The 14,325-nt window shown below is 72.6% G+C and carries 13 protein-coding genes; 10 read left to right on the forward strand and 3 right to left on the reverse strand.

Annotated elements, in window-relative coordinates; genetic code table 11:
• Position 1: 1 nt before the first annotated feature.
• Both ACWEO5_RS00175 and ACWEO5_RS00180 read right to left on the reverse strand, forming a co-directional pair.
• Positions 2–784 carry an ATP-binding cassette domain-containing protein gene (locus ACWEO5_RS00175; RefSeq protein ID WP_425556738.1) on the reverse strand — a complete coding sequence of 261 codons (783 nt, stop codon included), beginning with the start codon at positions 782–784 and terminating at the stop codon, positions 2–4.
• Between the two features lie 32 nt (positions 785–816).
• On the reverse strand, positions 817–1,926 hold the full coding sequence (locus ACWEO5_RS00180; RefSeq protein WP_452158597.1) for a sugar ABC transporter substrate-binding protein: 1,110 nt from the start codon (positions 1,924–1,926) through the stop codon (positions 817–819).
• Positions 1,927–2,147: 221 nt separating this feature from the next.
• On the opposite strand from ACWEO5_RS00180, the gene ACWEO5_RS00185 reads away from it, so the two are divergent.
• The 10 genes from ACWEO5_RS00185 to ACWEO5_RS00230 all read left to right on the forward strand — a co-directional run bounded on the left by ACWEO5_RS00185 (position 2,148) and on the right by ACWEO5_RS00230 (position 12,847).
• Positions 2,148–3,668 (forward strand): LCP family protein, encoded by a 1,521-nt coding sequence (locus tag ACWEO5_RS00185; protein WP_452158599.1) that lies wholly within the window; start codon positions 2,148–2,150, stop codon positions 3,666–3,668.
• A gap of 31 nt (positions 3,669–3,699) precedes the next feature.
• Complete coding sequence (locus ACWEO5_RS00190) at positions 3,700–4,320, forward strand: hypothetical protein (protein WP_452158601.1); 621 nt, start codon at positions 3,700–3,702, stop codon at positions 4,318–4,320.
• 205 nt (positions 4,321–4,525) lie between these two features.
• Entirely contained in the window at positions 4,526–5,179 is a 654-nt protein-coding gene (locus tag ACWEO5_RS00195) for an LppU/SCO3897 family protein (RefSeq protein ID WP_452158603.1), read from the forward strand.
• 154 nt (positions 5,180–5,333) lie between these two features.
• The gene (locus tag ACWEO5_RS00200; RefSeq protein ID WP_452158605.1) at positions 5,334–7,031 is read left to right on the forward strand and encodes a proline--tRNA ligase; all 1,698 of its coding nucleotides are present in this window, start codon (positions 5,334–5,336) and stop codon (positions 7,029–7,031) included.
• 518 nt (positions 7,032–7,549) lie between these two features.
• Entirely contained in the window at positions 7,550–8,815 is a 1,266-nt protein-coding gene (locus tag ACWEO5_RS00205; RefSeq protein ID WP_452158607.1) for an ATP-binding protein, read from the forward strand.
• A complete protein-coding gene (locus ACWEO5_RS00210) occupies positions 8,812–9,213 on the forward strand; it encodes a roadblock/LC7 domain-containing protein (protein WP_033214323.1) in 402 nt (133 codons plus the stop codon). The genes ACWEO5_RS00205 and ACWEO5_RS00210 overlap by 4 nt, the downstream gene beginning before the upstream one ends.
• Positions 9,210–9,590, forward strand: coding sequence for a DUF742 domain-containing protein (locus tag ACWEO5_RS00215; RefSeq protein WP_344549699.1), 381 nt, complete (start codon positions 9,210–9,212; stop codon positions 9,588–9,590). The genes ACWEO5_RS00210 and ACWEO5_RS00215 overlap by 4 nt, the downstream gene beginning before the upstream one ends.
• The gene (locus tag ACWEO5_RS00220) at positions 9,565–10,176 is read left to right on the forward strand and encodes a GTP-binding protein (protein ID WP_344549700.1); all 612 of its coding nucleotides are present in this window, start codon (positions 9,565–9,567) and stop codon (positions 10,174–10,176) included. Before ACWEO5_RS00215 ends, ACWEO5_RS00220 begins: the two co-directional genes overlap by 26 nt.
• A 15-nt stretch (positions 10,177–10,191) precedes the next feature.
• Positions 10,192–11,511 carry a cytochrome P450 gene (locus ACWEO5_RS00225; protein WP_452158610.1) on the forward strand — a complete coding sequence of 440 codons (1,320 nt, stop codon included), beginning with the start codon at positions 10,192–10,194 and terminating at the stop codon, positions 11,509–11,511.
• A 280-nt stretch (positions 11,512–11,791) separates the two neighbouring features.
• Complete coding sequence (locus ACWEO5_RS00230) at positions 11,792–12,847, forward strand: tryptophan dimethylallyltransferase family protein (protein WP_452158612.1); 1,056 nt, start codon at positions 11,792–11,794, stop codon at positions 12,845–12,847.
• A gap of 119 nt (positions 12,848–12,966) precedes the next feature.
• On the opposite strand, the gene ACWEO5_RS00235 is transcribed toward ACWEO5_RS00230, so the two are convergent.
• Positions 12,967–14,256: a flavin-containing monooxygenase gene (locus tag ACWEO5_RS00235; RefSeq protein WP_344549703.1), complete on the reverse strand. Its 1,290-nt coding sequence runs from the start codon at positions 14,254–14,256 to the stop codon at positions 12,967–12,969.
• Positions 14,257–14,325: the final 69 nt, after the last annotated feature.

A 14,325-nucleotide genomic window follows, 5' to 3' on the forward strand; every position in this document is an offset into this window, starting at 1 on the left:
CTCATCGCTCGCCTCCCTCGCCGCGGGCCCGCCGGCGGGTCACGGCGTTGTCCGTGGCACCGGTGATGGCCGAGATGATCTGCTCCTGGTTGGTGGAGCGCTTGTCGAAGACCCCGTTGTTGCGTCCCAGCCGCAGCACCGCGACGGTGTCGGCGACCGCCATCACGTCGGCCATGTTGTGGCTGATCAGGATCACCCCGAGGCGCTGGTCGCGCAGCCGCTCGACCAGGTCGAGGACCTGCGCGGTCTGCTCGACGCCGAGCGCGGCGGTCGGTTCGTCCAGGATGACCACCTTGGGCGAGCCGATCAGGGCCCGGGCGATCGCCACCACCTGGCGCTGGCCGCCGGAGAGCGAGGCGATCGGGATCCGCACGCTGGGGATCCGGATCGAGAGGCTGTCCAGCAGTTGCCGGGAGCGCTGCTCCATCGCGACCTCGTCCAGGACCAGCCCGAACTGCTTGAGCTCCCGGCCGAGGAACAGGTTGCCGACCACGTCCAGGTTGTCGCAGAGCGCGAGGTCCTGGTAGACGGTGGCGATGCCCAGGTGCTGGGCGTCCTGCGGCCGGTGGACGGCCACCGGCCGGCCCTCCCACTCGATCACGCCCTCGTCCGGCTGGTTGACCCCGGCGACGGTCTTCACCAGGGTCGACTTCCCGGCGCCGTTGTCGCCGACCAGCGCGACCACCTCGCCGGCCCGGACCTCCAGCTCGATGTCGGTGAGCGCCTGGACGGCGCCGAACCGCTTCGAGATCCCCCGCAGTGCCAGCACGGTCTCGCCCGTCACCGCGACCACCTCCTCTCCGGTGTAGAAGGCGGTTACTGGATCCCGGCGGCCTGGCAGGCCGAGGCGTAGTCCGGGGTGCAGATCTGCTGGGCGGTGTAGAGGCCGTCGGCGATCACGGTGGACTTGACGTTGTCCTTGGTGAGCACGGTCGGGGCGATCAGCAGCGAGTCGACCGTGGCGCCGCTGCCGTTGGTCGAGGTGGTCGGCTTCAGCGAGGCGCCCAGGCTCTTGCCCTGGGCGAACTGCACCGCCATCTCGCCGGCCGCGTCCGCCTCCGGCTTGTACGGCTTGTAGATCGACATGGTCTGCGTCCCGGCCAGGATCCGCTGCACGGCGTCGAGTTGGGCGTCCTGACCGGTCAGCGGGACGCTCAGGTTGGCGGCCTTGAGGGCGGTGGCGATGCCGGCCGCCATGCCGTCGTTGGCGGAGTAGACGCCCACCACGTTCGGGGCGCCGATCGCGGTGATCGCGGCAGCAGCCTCCTGGTTGGCGGTGTTCGGGTCCCACTGCGGGGTGTCGTACTCCTTGCCGACCTTCAACTTGCCGTCGATCGCGCTGTGCGCGCCGGCCTTGAAGTCGGCCGCGTTCGGGTCGGTCGGCGAGCCGTTGATCATGATGATCTGGCCGCTGCCCGCCTTGTCGCCGACCGCCGTGACCAGCGCCTCGCCCTGCAGTTCGCCGACCTTGTGGTTGTCGAAGGAGACGTACGCGTCCACCGGGCCCTGGGCGAGCCGGTCGTAGGCGATCACCTTGACGCCCGCGTCGTGCGCCTTCTGCACCGAGGACTGGATCGCCTTGGAGTCCACCGCGTCCAGGATCAGCACCTGGTCGCCCTTGGTCAGCGCGGTGTCCACCTGGGTCTGCTGCTGGGTCGCGTCCTGGTTGGCGTTGTAGTAGTCGATCTGCGCGTCCGGCACCAGCGACTTGATCTTCGCCTCGATCAGCGGGCGGTCGAACTGCTCGTAGCGGGTGGTCTTGGACTCCGGCAGCAGCAGGCCGATCTTCACCGCCTGGTTCGCACTGCCGGAGGAGCCCGAGGAGCCGGACGACTGCTTGGCACTGCCGCAGGCGGACAGGCCCACGGCGAGCGCGGCCGCGGTGGCGGCGACGGCGACGGCGATCCGACGGAGACCGGTGTGCATGATGCCCTCTTCCTGTGGACGGCGCCCCCGTCACCGAGTGTGAGAACCCCGGGCGACCGGCACGATCGGGGTTGCGCCGAGCGGGTGGCGGCGCGCCGTGCGGGTACCCGGGGGGCGTCGGCCGCTGACGGGTGTGACTTCACCGGGCGGGGTTTGTATGCTTCGCTCGACTTCTACAGCTCTGTAGAAGTTCGGGCGACGGCAACGGGTGAGGGGGCGTCATGTCCGCACGCAGGGCGAAGGGCGGTCACGGCGGCGCGCGGAGCCGCGGCCACCGGGCGCGCAGGATCGTGCTGTGGTCCACCGCGGGCACGCTCTCGCTGGCCGTCCTGGCCGGCGGCCTGGTCTACTGGCGGCTGAACGGCAACCTCAGCACCTTCGGCGACGACGGCGTCAGCAAGGACCGGCCGGCCGCCGCCAGTGCCGACGCCCAGGGCCGCACCCCCGTCAACCTGCTGCTGATCGGCTCCGACGCCCGGGACGGCACCAACAAGGACCTCGGCGGCGGCGACGACGGCGGGGCCCGCTCGGACACCGCGATCCTGCTGCACGTCTACGCCGACCACCGGCACGCCGTCGGGGTGTCCATCCCGCGCGACTCGCTGGTCGAGGTGCCGCCCTGCATGCTGCCGGACAAGACCTGGACCAAGGACCAGCCCAGCGCCATGTTCAACAGCGCCTTCTCGGTCGGCGACACCGACAAGGGCAACCCGGCCTGCACCCAGAACACCGTGGAGAAGCTCACCGGACTGCGGGTCGACCACACCATGGTGGTCAACTTCCAGGGCTTCGCCGACATGACCGAGGCGGTCGGCGGCGTCGACGTCTGCCTGCCCGAGGCCGTCTACGAGGGCGACCTGAACCCCAACCTCGGCCACCGCGGCAAGCAGCTGTTCACGGCCGGCCACCAGACCATCTCCGGGCAGGCCGCGCTCGACTACGTCCGGATCCGGCACGGCCTCGGCGACGGCTCCGACATCGGCCGCACCAAGCGCCAGCAGGCGTTCCTCTCCTCACTGATCAAGCAGGTCAAGTCGGAGGGCATGGACCCCACCACGCTGCTGCCGCTGGCCGACGCCGCCACCAAGTCGCTCACCGTCGACCAGGGCCTCGGCTCGGCCTCGAAACTGCTCGACTTCGCCATGTCGCTCAAGGACGTCGACCTGCACGACATCAAGTTCCTCACCGTGCCCTGGCGCTACCAGGGCGAACGGGTCGCCCTGGTGCACCCCGACGTCGACCAGCTGTGGGCCGCCCTCAGGGCCGACCGCACCCTGGACGGGCAGGACGCCTCCGCCACCCCGGCCGCCGACCCCTCCATCGCCCCCTCCCCCTCACCCTCGGCACCCTCCGCGCCCGCGCGGGCCGACGGCGCCGGGATCAAGGTCGCCGTCTACAACGGCACCGGGACCGCCGGACTGACCGCCCGGGCCGCCGAGACCCTGGAGGGCTCCGGGTTCACCGTCACCGGCCGGGCCAACGCCGCCACCCGCACCCACCGCAGCACCCTGGTCGAGTACGGCCCCGGCGAGAAGGCGCAGGCCGAGAAGGTCGCCGCGCTCTTCCCCGGCGCCCAGCTGCAGGCCGCGGGCCGGGCCGGGATCGCCCTCACCCTCGGCGCCGACTACGCCGGCGGCGGCACCACCGCCGCCCCGCCGGTGCCCACCGGCCCGCTGCCCACCAGCGTCAGCCAGGCCCGCTCCGCCGACGAGGACGCCTGCTCCGACCTCACCTACGGCTGAGCCCGACCGGCGGACGGAGCGGACGACGGCGATGGACCCGCACCCCGGCGACGGCCCCGCCCGGCAGGACCGGGCCGACTTCGAGCACGCCCTCGGCCGGGCCCTGACCGACCCGGCGGTGCGCGCCGCACTGGCCCTGGCCGACGACCCGCTGCGGGCCGCCCGGCTGCGGACCCTGGCCCGGCGGCACTCCGCCCGGATCCTGGCCGCCGCCCGACCCGAGTACCTGGCCTACCGCCGGCTGCGGGACAGCACGCCCGAACCGGCCGCCCCGGCCCGCGACCCGGGCGAGCGGCTGACCGGCTGGCTCGGCGCGCTGGCCCTGGTGGTGCCGGTCGTCAGCGGCAGCGCCGCCGCCGGGTTCTTCCTGCTCGGCGCCGTCCTCGGCCTGTCCCGCCCGCACGCCGGGCTGACCGCCCCGCTGCGCACCGCCGCCTGGACCGCCGTCGCGATCGCGGTGCTCGGCGCGCTGACCGGGCTGATCGGCCTGCTGCTGACCGCCGCCTGGCGGCGCGCCGGACCGGCCGACCCTCCGCGGCACGAGCAGCGGCTGGCCGACGCCCGCACCGCCTGGTGCGACGCGCTGCTGGAGCGCGGGCTGCGGCCCTTCCTGCTGGCCGGGCCGGAGCGGTCGTCAGAAACCTGCGAGTGAACGGGGGTTCGTACCGCCCCCGAGCGGCAATAACCACTCCGGGCCGCTTCGCAATGCGCGGGCAATTCATGGGCAGATGCCGGGTTCCTGGCGATATTCAGGTAAAGAGCGGGCAATACTTTCCCCGTTGTTGCCGCATTCCTTCCCGAACGCGTGACTACGCTTCGTCGGCCGTACGCCTTTCGCGCCGTGAAGGAAGCACTCCGTGAGCACTCCCCAGCCTGGCCACTACCCGCCGCCGGGCCAGTACCCCCCGCCGCAGGCCGGTGGCTACCCGCCGCCGCCCGGTCCGTACGCCCAGCAGCCCGGCCCGTACGCCCAGCAGCCCGGCCCGTACGCCCAGCAGCCCGGCCCGTACCCGCCGCCGGGCCAGTACCCCCCGCCGCAGGCCGGTGGCTACCCGCCGCCGCAGGCGCAGTACCCGCCGCCCGGGCAGTACGCCCCGCCGCCGGGCCAGTACCCGCCGCCGCAGGGCGCGCCCGGCCAGCCGGTGGTGTACGCGCCCCCCGGCGGCTACGGGGCGCGCACCGTGTCCCGCTGGCGGCCCAAGCAGGTCCTGTCGCTGGTCACGGCCGGGCTGGGCGCGATCGCGATGCTCGTCTTCTGGCTGTTCGTGCCGAACAACGGCGCGAGCACCGCCAAGGTCGGCGACTGCATGTACAAGTCCGGCGGCAGCTCGGTCCGGCCCAGCTTCACCGTGGTGCCGTGCACCGACGCCAAGGCCACCTACAAGGTGGTCAAGGTGGTGCAGAGCAGCGACACCACCGCCTGCAGCTCGATGCCGGAGCACCCCGGCTGGTACTCGGAGACCAGGAAGCGGAAGAGCTTCACGGTCTGCTTCGTCCCGAAGAAGCCCTGAGGGTCCCGGAGAATCCCAACGGCCCGGCCCGGCCCGGCCCCGCGCCCGACCACCGCCCGCCACCTGCGACGACGCGGATTTATTCGGAGCGGGCCGCTCCGCTCCGCGCGTAGACTCCGAACTCCTTTTCCGCGGGCCGAGAGGACGGTGTCCCATGCGCTGGTCGCAGTTGTACGTACCCACCCTGCGGGAGGACCCGGCCGACGCCGACGCCGCGAGCCACCGGCTGCTGGTCCGCGCCGGGTACGTGCGGCAGTTGTCCGCCGGCCACTACTCGCTGCTCCCGCTGGCGGCCCGGGTCCGGGCCCGGATCGTCGCGGTGGTCCGCGAGGAGATGGAGCGGATCGGGGCGCAGGAGTTCCTGCTGCCCGCGCTGCACCCGGCCGAGCTGTGGCGGCGCACCGGGCGCTGGGAGTCGATGGGCGAGGAGATGTTCCGCCTGACCGACCGCAAGGGCGCCGAGCAGGCCCTCGGGATGACCCACGAGGAGGTGTTCGCCCACCTCGCCGAGGAGTTGCGCTCGTACCGGCAGCTGCCGCAGGTCTGGTACCAGTTCCAGACCAAGTTCCGGGACGAGGCGCGGCCCCGCTCGGGCCTGCTGCGGGTGCGCGAGTTCACCATGAAGGACTCGTACAGCTTCGACCTCGACGAGGCCGGGCTGGAGCGCTCCTTCGAGGCGCACCGGCAGGCGTACCTGCGGATCTTCGAGCGGCTCGGGCTGCCCGCGTTCGGGGTGCGGGCCTCCAGCGGCACCATGGGCGGCAGCGCCTCGGTGGAGTTCATGAGCCCCTCGGAGGCCGGCGAGGACCTGGTGGTGCGCTGCCCGGGCTGCGGGTACGCGGCCAACACCGAGAAGGCGCTGTCCGCGCTGCCCGCCGTCGCCGACCCGTCCGGCGAGGAGGCGCCCGAGGAGTTCGCGACGCCCTCGGCGCGCAGCATCGAGGAGCTGGCGGAGCGGCACGGCGTCGCGCCCGAGCGGCAGTTGAAGACCCTGGTGCAGGTGGTCGACGGGGCGCTGACGCTGGTGCTGCTGCGCGGCGACCACGCCCTGGTCGAGCAGAAGCTGCTGGACGCGCTGGGCGCCTCGGCCGTCCGGCCCGCGACCGCCGAGGAGATCACCGCGGCGCTCGGCGCGTCCCCCGGCAGCCTGGGCCCGCTGGGCGGGCACGGCCTGCCGGTGGTCGCGGACGGAGCGCTGCGCGGCCGCACCGGCCTGACCTGCGGGGCCAACCGGGACGGCGTCCACCTGCGCGGGGTGTCGGTCGGGCGGGACGTCGCGGTCGACCGCTGGGCGGACCTGCGGGAGGTCGCGGCGGGCGAGCCCTGCGCGGAGTGCGGGGCGGCCCTGGAGGTGCTGCGCACCATCGAGGTCGGGCACATCTTCCAGCTCGGCCGCCGCTACACCGAGGCGCTGGACGTGGCGGTCTCCGGGCCCGGCGGCGAGCGGGTGGTGCCGCTGATGGGCAGTTACGGCATCGGCGTGGAGCGGGTGCTGGCCGCCCTGGTGGAGGCGCACCACGACGGGCGGGGCATCCGCTGGCCCGCCGCGGTCGCCCCGTTCGACCTGGTGCTGACGGTGCTGCCGGACCGGGACGGCACGGTCGCCGGGGCCGCCGAGCGGCTGTACGGGGAGTTGGGCGCGGCGGGCGTGCGGGTGCTGCTGGACGACCGGGCGGAGCGGCCCGGGGTGAAGTTCGCCGACGCCGAACTGATCGGCGTGCCCTGGCGGCTGACGGTCGGCGCGCGTTCGCTGGCCGCCGGGGTGGTGGAGCTGACCGCCCGGGCGGACGGCGCCGTCCGCGAGGTGGCGCTCGGCGCGGTGGTGGCGGAGCTGGCCGGCCTGGTCGGCTGAGCGCGCGTCGGCCCCCGGGTGCCCGGCCGGGTGCCCGGGGGCCGACGCGCGCGCGGCGCACACAGGCGGCGGGTTCGGTGCAGAACCGGTGTGCACGGTGCGGGGGCGGGGTGAACCGAATGACCGCGCCTTAACGGAGGGTTGCGCCCCGTGGCGCCCTGGCCGCAGGTGGCCGGATAGCAGTCCGCCGACCGGCTCCTTGAGGTTTCGTCAGAAAATCCCCCGAACCTCCGCGTCGGTCCCACCCGACCCCGGCGCCCTGTGATAAACGGCCCGGTGGGAGGCGATGCGCGGGCCGGAGCGGCTCGTCCGAGGGTCGGGTTGACCCGGAATCAGGGCACTGACCTGGGGTTCCAACTACCCCTGTCCATCCGGGATGAGACGGATCTTCACATTCATGTGGACGATCGTTCACCTGTTCGCCCGATGATACGATCATCCCGCTTGGGGGAGCGGCGGGTTCACCCTGCGATGTCGGGGATTCAGCAGTCGGCCGCCAGTCGCCTGAAGAGAGTCTTATGACGAAATACACAGCGAACCCGTTGCTCTGGGTTCTCTTCCTCGTCCTGGCCGCCGCGGTCCTCGTCGTGGTCCGCCAGCGCAAGGCGTCCGCGGCGCTCCGACAGGAGATCGACGGGCTCCGGGAGCACTACACCGACCTGGAGCACCACTATACGCAGTCGGTCGCCTCCGCTCAGGAACAAGCGGACGAAGCAACCAGAACGGTATTGAAGTCCGCCATGCGGACGCTCCAGGGCCTCGCCGCGGAACAGCAGTTGGTCCTCTCCCGCTTGCAGGGCAAGTACGGCGAGTCGGTCATCCTGCAGGACCTGCTGGAGGTCGACCACACCAACTCCCAGTTCGGCCGCCGCGCCCAGTCCATCGCCGTCCTGTGCGGCGGCTGGCTCGGCCGCCACCGCGACGTCGCCTCGGTGTACGACGTGGTGCGTTCCGCCCAGGGCCGCATCCGGCACTACCGCCGGGTGGAGATCCTCTCCCAGGTGGACTTCGGCATCTCCAGCCGGGCGGTGGAACCGGTCGCCCTGGCGCTGGCCGAGCTGCTCGACAACGCGACCTCGTACTCCAGCCCCGACACCGTGGTGGAGATCAACATCCGCACCGTGCCCAAGGGCGTGGTGATCGTGGTGGACGACGCCGGCGTCGGCATGAACGACGAGGAACGGGCCCGCGCAGAAAGGCTGTTGACCACCGAGCGGGTCACCGGCGTCGCCGGCCTCGGCAACCCCCCGCAGTTCGGCCTCGCGGTGATCGGCGTGCTCTCCGAGCGCTTCGGCTTCGAGGTCTCGGTGGACTCCTCCTCCCCGTACGGCGGCGTCCGCTCCGTGCTGCTGCTGCCGCACGAGCTGCTGACCGGCATGCCCGAGCGGCGTCCCCAGCCGTCCGCCGCCACCGGCTCCGCCCACCCGGGCGCCCAGGCCCCGGCCCAGGCACCCGTTCCCGCGGCACGACCGGCAGCGCAGCCGGCCGCGCTGCCCGCCGCCGCGGTTCCTCCCCCGGCGGCCGAGTCGTTCGGCGCCACCGAGGACGGCCTGCCGATCCGCCGCCGCAAGCGGCCGATGGCGATCGTCCCGGCCACCGAACCCGCCCCCTACGGCGCGCCCGCGGCGTCCGCCCCGGCCGCTTCCCGTTCCGGTGAGCAGACCGCGGCGATCCTGGGGGCCTTCCAGCGCGGCACCAGGTCCGGTCGCGCCACCCAGCGGGACGACGCGAACCAGACGACCAGCACCCGCGGTGCAAGCAGTGAAGGGCATGAGTTCTCGTGAACGACGATCTGTCTTGGATGCTCGACAGCGCGCTGGAGATCCCGGGGGCCCTGCACGCGGTCCTGATCTCCGCCGACGGCCTGCTGATGGCCCGCACCAGGGACATCGACAAGGACAACGCGGACCGGGTGGCCGCCGCGATGAGCGGCGTGCAGTCGCTCAGCCGCTCGCTCGGCTTCTTCTGCGACAACCCGACCCAGCGCTGGCAGCAGACCCTGGTCGAGTTCGACGGCGGCTGGGTGTTCCTGATCTCCGCCGGTGACGGCGCCTACCTCGGCGTCTCCGCGCTGCCGGACGTCGACATGCAGGACATCACCTTCCGGATGCAGCAACTCGTCGGCCAGCTCGGCAAGTTCCTCGCCGCCCCGCCGCGCGAGGACCTCGGGGCCCGCCGGTGAGGGCGGGCGGCGAGGACTTCGAGTTCGAGCCGGTGGACTTAGTCCGCGCCTACGTCATCACCAAGGGCCGGGAGCTGCCCGACGACCAGGAGCTCTCCCTGATCACCCTGGTCACCGCAGCCCCGACCGAGGGGCGCCGCCCCACCCGGCTCACGCCGGAGGAGGAGCGGCTGCTCGACATCTGCTCGGCCGGCTACCTGTCGGTCGCCGAGGTGGCGGGCCACACCCGGCTCCCGCTGGGCGTGGTCCGGATCGTGCTGGCCTCGCTCACCGAGAGCGGCCACCTGATGACCCGTCCGCCGGTCCCCCGGGCCCGGAACGCCGACAAGGACCTTCTGGAGGAGGTGCTCAATGGGCTCACCCGCAAGTTCGGCTGACCGCCGCGACCTGACCACCGACGACTACGTCCCCGGCGGTGCGACCCAGACCGCCGTGAAGATCCTCGTCGTCGGGCACTTCGCCGTCGGCAAGACCACCTTCATCGGATCGATCTCCGAGATCGAGCCGCTGTCCACCGAAGAGACCATGACCCGGGTCTCCGAGAGCGTCGACGACCTCAAGGGCGTCCGGGGCAAGACCACCACCACGGTCGCCCTGGACTTCGGCCGGCTCACCCTCAGCGAACGCGTGGTGCTGTACCTGTTCGGCACCCCGGGCCAGACCCGCTTCGTCCAGATGTGGGAGGACATGGCCCGGGGCGCCCTCGGCGCACTGATCCTGGTCGACCCCGAACGCCTCGCCGACTCCTTCCCCGTCATCGACCTGATCGAGCAGTACGGCCTGGACTACGCCATCGCCGTCAACCACTTCGACGGCAACCCGGAACGCGCCGAACGGGCGCTGCGGGAGGCGCTCGACCTGCTCGACGAAACCCCGGTCGTCACCTGCGACGCGCGCAACGAGCAATCGTCGGCCGCCGCACTCACCACTCTCGTCCGCTATTTGCTGGACCGCGCCAGCTAGGAGCAACACGCAGTCATGGACGCTCACTCCTCCGCCCCGGTACCCCCGCCCGGGTGCCCGGCCCACGGCGGCCGAGTGCCGCTGTACGGGCCGGACTTCGCCGCCAACCCGCAGTCCTACTACGACTACCTGCGGCACTACGGCGCCACCGCTCCGGTCGAGCTCGCCCCCGGGGTCAACGCCACCCTGGTGACCGAGTACTCGGCCGCCCTGCAGCTGCTGCAGGACTCCGCCACCTTCCGCAAGGACGGGCGGCGCTGGCGCGAGTTCAACGAGGGTGCCGTCCCGATGGACAGCCCGGTGGTGCCGCTGCTCATGCACCGGCCCAACGCCATGTTCGCCGACGGCGCCGAGCACCTGCGGCTGCGCCAGGCGATCACCGACACCATGGCCCGGATCGACACCCGCCGCCTGGCCCGGGTCACCCAGCAGGTCTCGGACTTCCTCATCGCCCAGTTCGGCTACCGCGGCTCGGTCGACCTGGTCGGCAGCTACGCCCGGCAGCTGCCGCTGTTCGTCTTCAACGAGCTGTTCGGCTGCCCCGCCGACATCGGCGACCGGGTGCTGTTCGGCATCTCCAACATGTTCGACGGCATCAACGCCGAACAGGCCGCCGAGGTGCTGTACGGCGCCGTCGGCGAACTGGTCGCGCTCAAGCGCAGCCGTCCGGGCGACGACGTCGCCTCCTGGATGATGGAGCACACCTCGCGGCTCACCGACGAGGAGATGGTCCACCAGCTCGCCCTGCTGCTGTCGGGGACCGACCCGGAGGGCAACTTCATCGGGTCCACCCTGCACCGGCTGCTCACCCACGACGCGTACGCCCACCAGGGCGGCCTGATCTACGAGGCGATCGACGACACGCTGTGGGAGAACCCGCCGATGGCGAACCTCGCCCCGCACTACCCGGCGGTGGACACCGAGTTCGCGGGCGAGCAGCTGAAGGCCGGCGACCTGATGCTGGTCTCCTTCGCGGCCGCCAACCGCAGCCCGATCCTGGCCGGCGAGCGGAAGGTCGGCAGCCGGGCGCACCTGGCCTGGAGCGCCGGACCGCACGCCTGCCCCTCCAAGGACCCGGCGCGGCAGATCGCCATGACCGCGATCGAGAACCTGTTCAACAAGCTGCCGGACATCGAACTGGCCGTCCCGGAGAGCAGCCTGAGCTGGCGCCCGGGCCCGTTCAACCGCGGCCTGGTCGCGCTGCCCACCCGGTTCACCCCGGTCGAGGCGGCCCGCCCGGTGCCCGCCGCGAACGCGACGGACCGTCAGGACAAGCCCAGGGCAAGCGAGAAGACGGGTCGTTGGAGCCAGTTCCTCAACTGGTTGACCAAGTGATCTTTGCAACAGTAATCACCTTCCGGTCACCGCATGAACACTGAACGACTCGGGTATTCAGCTGCGCAATTGCCTCCGCCACATGCGGTTGCCCACTGACCGAGAACAGGAGGGTGTCGTGGAGAGAGTCTCCAAGGACGCCTGGCCTCCTACCGCCGCCCCCTCGCACCCGCCGATACCCGGCCCGGTACGAGGGGGCGGCGGCCGTCCGCCCCGTCCTCTCCTACGAACCGCCGACCGCCCGGAAACGCTCTGCCCGTCCAGACCGACGACCAGGACGGTGGGCGCCCACACCGCCCGCCAACTCCTGGCCCTGTGCGACCTCGCGGGCCTGGGGGCCGCCGAGTCCGCCGCCTACGCCCGCGCCGTCAACGCCGCCCTCGGCCCGGTCTCCGAGCGCCCGCTCCACCTGCCGCCCGGCATCCCGTCCTTCCTCTCCGACGACCACACCCCGGTCGAGTTCTCGCTGTCCTTCTCCCCCGACCGCGCCCCCACCCTGCGCGTGCTGTTCGAACCCGCCAGCGGCTTCGGCACCCCCGCCGAGAGCAGCCTCCTCGCCCAGCGCGCCCTGCGCGGACTGGCCGGCCACTGGGGGATCTCCACCGAACAGCTCGACGCCGTCTCCGACCTGTTCCTCCCGGACGCGCCGCAGGGCTGCTTCTCCCTGTGGATCGCCCTGGAGCTGCTCCCCGGCGGCACCCCGCGGATGAAGGCGTACCTCAACCCGGCCGCCAACGGCGCCCGCCGGGCCGAGGAGACCGTCCGCACCGCCCTGCGCCGGCTCGGCCACCACCACGCCGACGCCGACCTGCCCGAGGGCGACCAACTGCTCTTCCTCGCCCTCGACCTCGGCGACTGGCCCGAGCCCCGGCTCAAGATCTACACCAGCCACCACGGCCTCACCCCGACCGGCGCCCGCTCCCTCGGCCGGACACCGGACGGCCCCACCCCCGACGAACTGGAGTCCTTCGTCCGCACCGCGGCCGGACTCGGTCCCCGCGAGAACCCCCGTCTCGCGTTACGCCCCGTCCAGACCTGCCACGGCTACACCGACACCGCCGGCCCGGCCGGGGCGTTCACCGCGTACGTGCCGGTCCGCGACTACGCCCGGCACGACGGCGAGGTGCTCGACCGCGCGGTCCTGCTGCTCGACCGCTACGGCATCGACCCGGCCGGCCTGCGCGACGCCCTCGGCGCGCTGACGCCGCGCCCGCTGGAGGACGGCGTCGGACTGATCTCCTACCTCGCCCTGGCCCACCAGCACGGCCGCACGCCGCGGGTCACCGCGTACCTCTCCTCCGAGGCGTACCGGGTCCGTCCCCCGAACATCCGCTGACCCCCCGGCCGGCCGTCCCTCCCCTGTGACCGCCGACCGACGTCCGCCCCTGAACGGGACAGCGGGCGGAGCCGCCGTGGCACCCCCACCCACGGGCGGCTCCGCTCCCCCCGTCGCGGCTACGCCTCCCGCAGCTCCCGCAGGTACGAGCCGACGTCCACCTGGATCGAGGACCCCGTCGACAGCCCGTACCGGCGCTCGATCCCGGCCAGGTACCCGTCGATCTCCTTGCCCATCACGTCCGCCGCGGGCAGCAGCGCCTCCCCGGACAGCAGCCGCGCCACCCACTGCGCCTGCGCCTCCACCAGCCTGGTGATCGACCCCACCGGACGGATCAGCCCCAGGAACAGCAACCCCGGCCACTGCGGCGCCACCACCCGCCGGTACAGCCGGACCGGACCGGCCGCGCCCGCCGGGTGGCCGTCCGGGAGGAACCCGAACCGCCAGTCGAACCCGGTGCAGAACACCACCGCGTCCGCCTCCGTCGAACTCCCGTCCGCGAACCGGACGGTAGAGCCCTCCAGCGAGGCGACACCGGGCTTCGGCAGCACCGCGCCGTGCCGGATCCGGCTCAGGATCTCGTCCGAGATGGTCACCGCGGAGGAGAAGATCCGGTGGTCCGGCTCGGGCAGCCCGTAGTCCGACATCCGGCCGCGCGCCACCTCCAGGGCCTGCTCCACGAAATCCCGCTGCTCCTCCAGGGACTTGGCGGTGAACCAGGGCGCCTCCGCTATCAGGTCCACCGACATGCCGTACAGCTGCTTCGGGATGACGTGCAGGCCCCGGCGCACCGAGAGCACCGTCCGGGCCGCGTACCGGGACAGGTCCGCCGCGACGTCCACCCCGGACGCGCCCATGCCCACCACGACCACCCGCTGCCCGGCGAAGTCCCGGCCGTCCATGAAGTCCGAGGAGTGCAGCAGCGCCCCGGTGAAGGACTCCGCGCCCGGCGGCAGCGGGTCCGGCATCGCCGGCACGTTGTGGTGCCCGGAAGCCACCACCACCTGGTCGAACACCCGCCGGGTCTCCAGCCCCGAGGCGTCCCGGCTCACCACCGTCCAACCGCCGTGGCCGTCCTGACGCACCGACACCACCTCGGTGCGGAACTCGACGTACGGCAGCAGCCCCGCCCACTCGGCGAACTCCCGCAGATACCCGGCCACGTCGCTGTGCCGCGGGTAGAGCGGCAGCTCGTCGGACATCGGGAACGCCGCGAAACCCGTCAACTGCTTGGCGCTGTTCAGGTGCAGCGCCTGGTACGCCGGGCCGGGCTCGCCCGCCGACGGCCGCCGCCAGATCCCGCCCACCCCCGGCGACTTCTCCAGGCAGACGAAGTCAAGTCCGCGCTCGCGCAGCGCGTACGCCGCCGCCAATCCCGACAGCCCCGCACCGATCACACAGACAGTCACCGCGGCCTCCATACCGTGTTCCGCTCGAACTGACCGCCCCAGCAGCGATCTTGACGCCCCCGAGCATAT

The organism is Kitasatospora sp. NPDC004272 (assembly GCF_053603035.1).

What these genes read in the sequence shown, in the direction of transcription:
- ACWEO5_RS00220 (WP_344549700.1), top strand. Translation starts at nt 9,565, where the DNA reads ATGGGCTCACCCGCAAGTTCGGCTGACCGCCGCGACCTGACCACCGAC.
- ACWEO5_RS00190 (WP_452158601.1), top strand. Translation starts at nt 3,700, where the DNA reads ATGGACCCGCACCCCGGCGACGGCCCCGCCCGGCAGGACCGGGCCGAC.
- ACWEO5_RS00200 (WP_452158605.1), top strand. Translation starts at nt 5,334, where the DNA reads ATGCGCTGGTCGCAGTTGTACGTACCCACCCTGCGGGAGGACCCGGCC.
- ACWEO5_RS00225 (WP_452158610.1), top strand. Translation starts at nt 10,192, where the DNA reads ATGGACGCTCACTCCTCCGCCCCGGTACCCCCGCCCGGGTGCCCGGCC.
- ACWEO5_RS00205 (WP_452158607.1), top strand. Translation starts at nt 7,550, where the DNA reads ATGACGAAATACACAGCGAACCCGTTGCTCTGGGTTCTCTTCCTCGTC.
- ACWEO5_RS00185 (WP_452158599.1), top strand. Translation starts at nt 2,148, where the DNA reads ATGTCCGCACGCAGGGCGAAGGGCGGTCACGGCGGCGCGCGGAGCCGC.
- ACWEO5_RS00180 (WP_452158597.1), bottom strand. Translation starts at nt 1,926, where the DNA reads ATGCACACCGGTCTCCGTCGGATCGCCGTCGCCGTCGCCGCCACCGCG.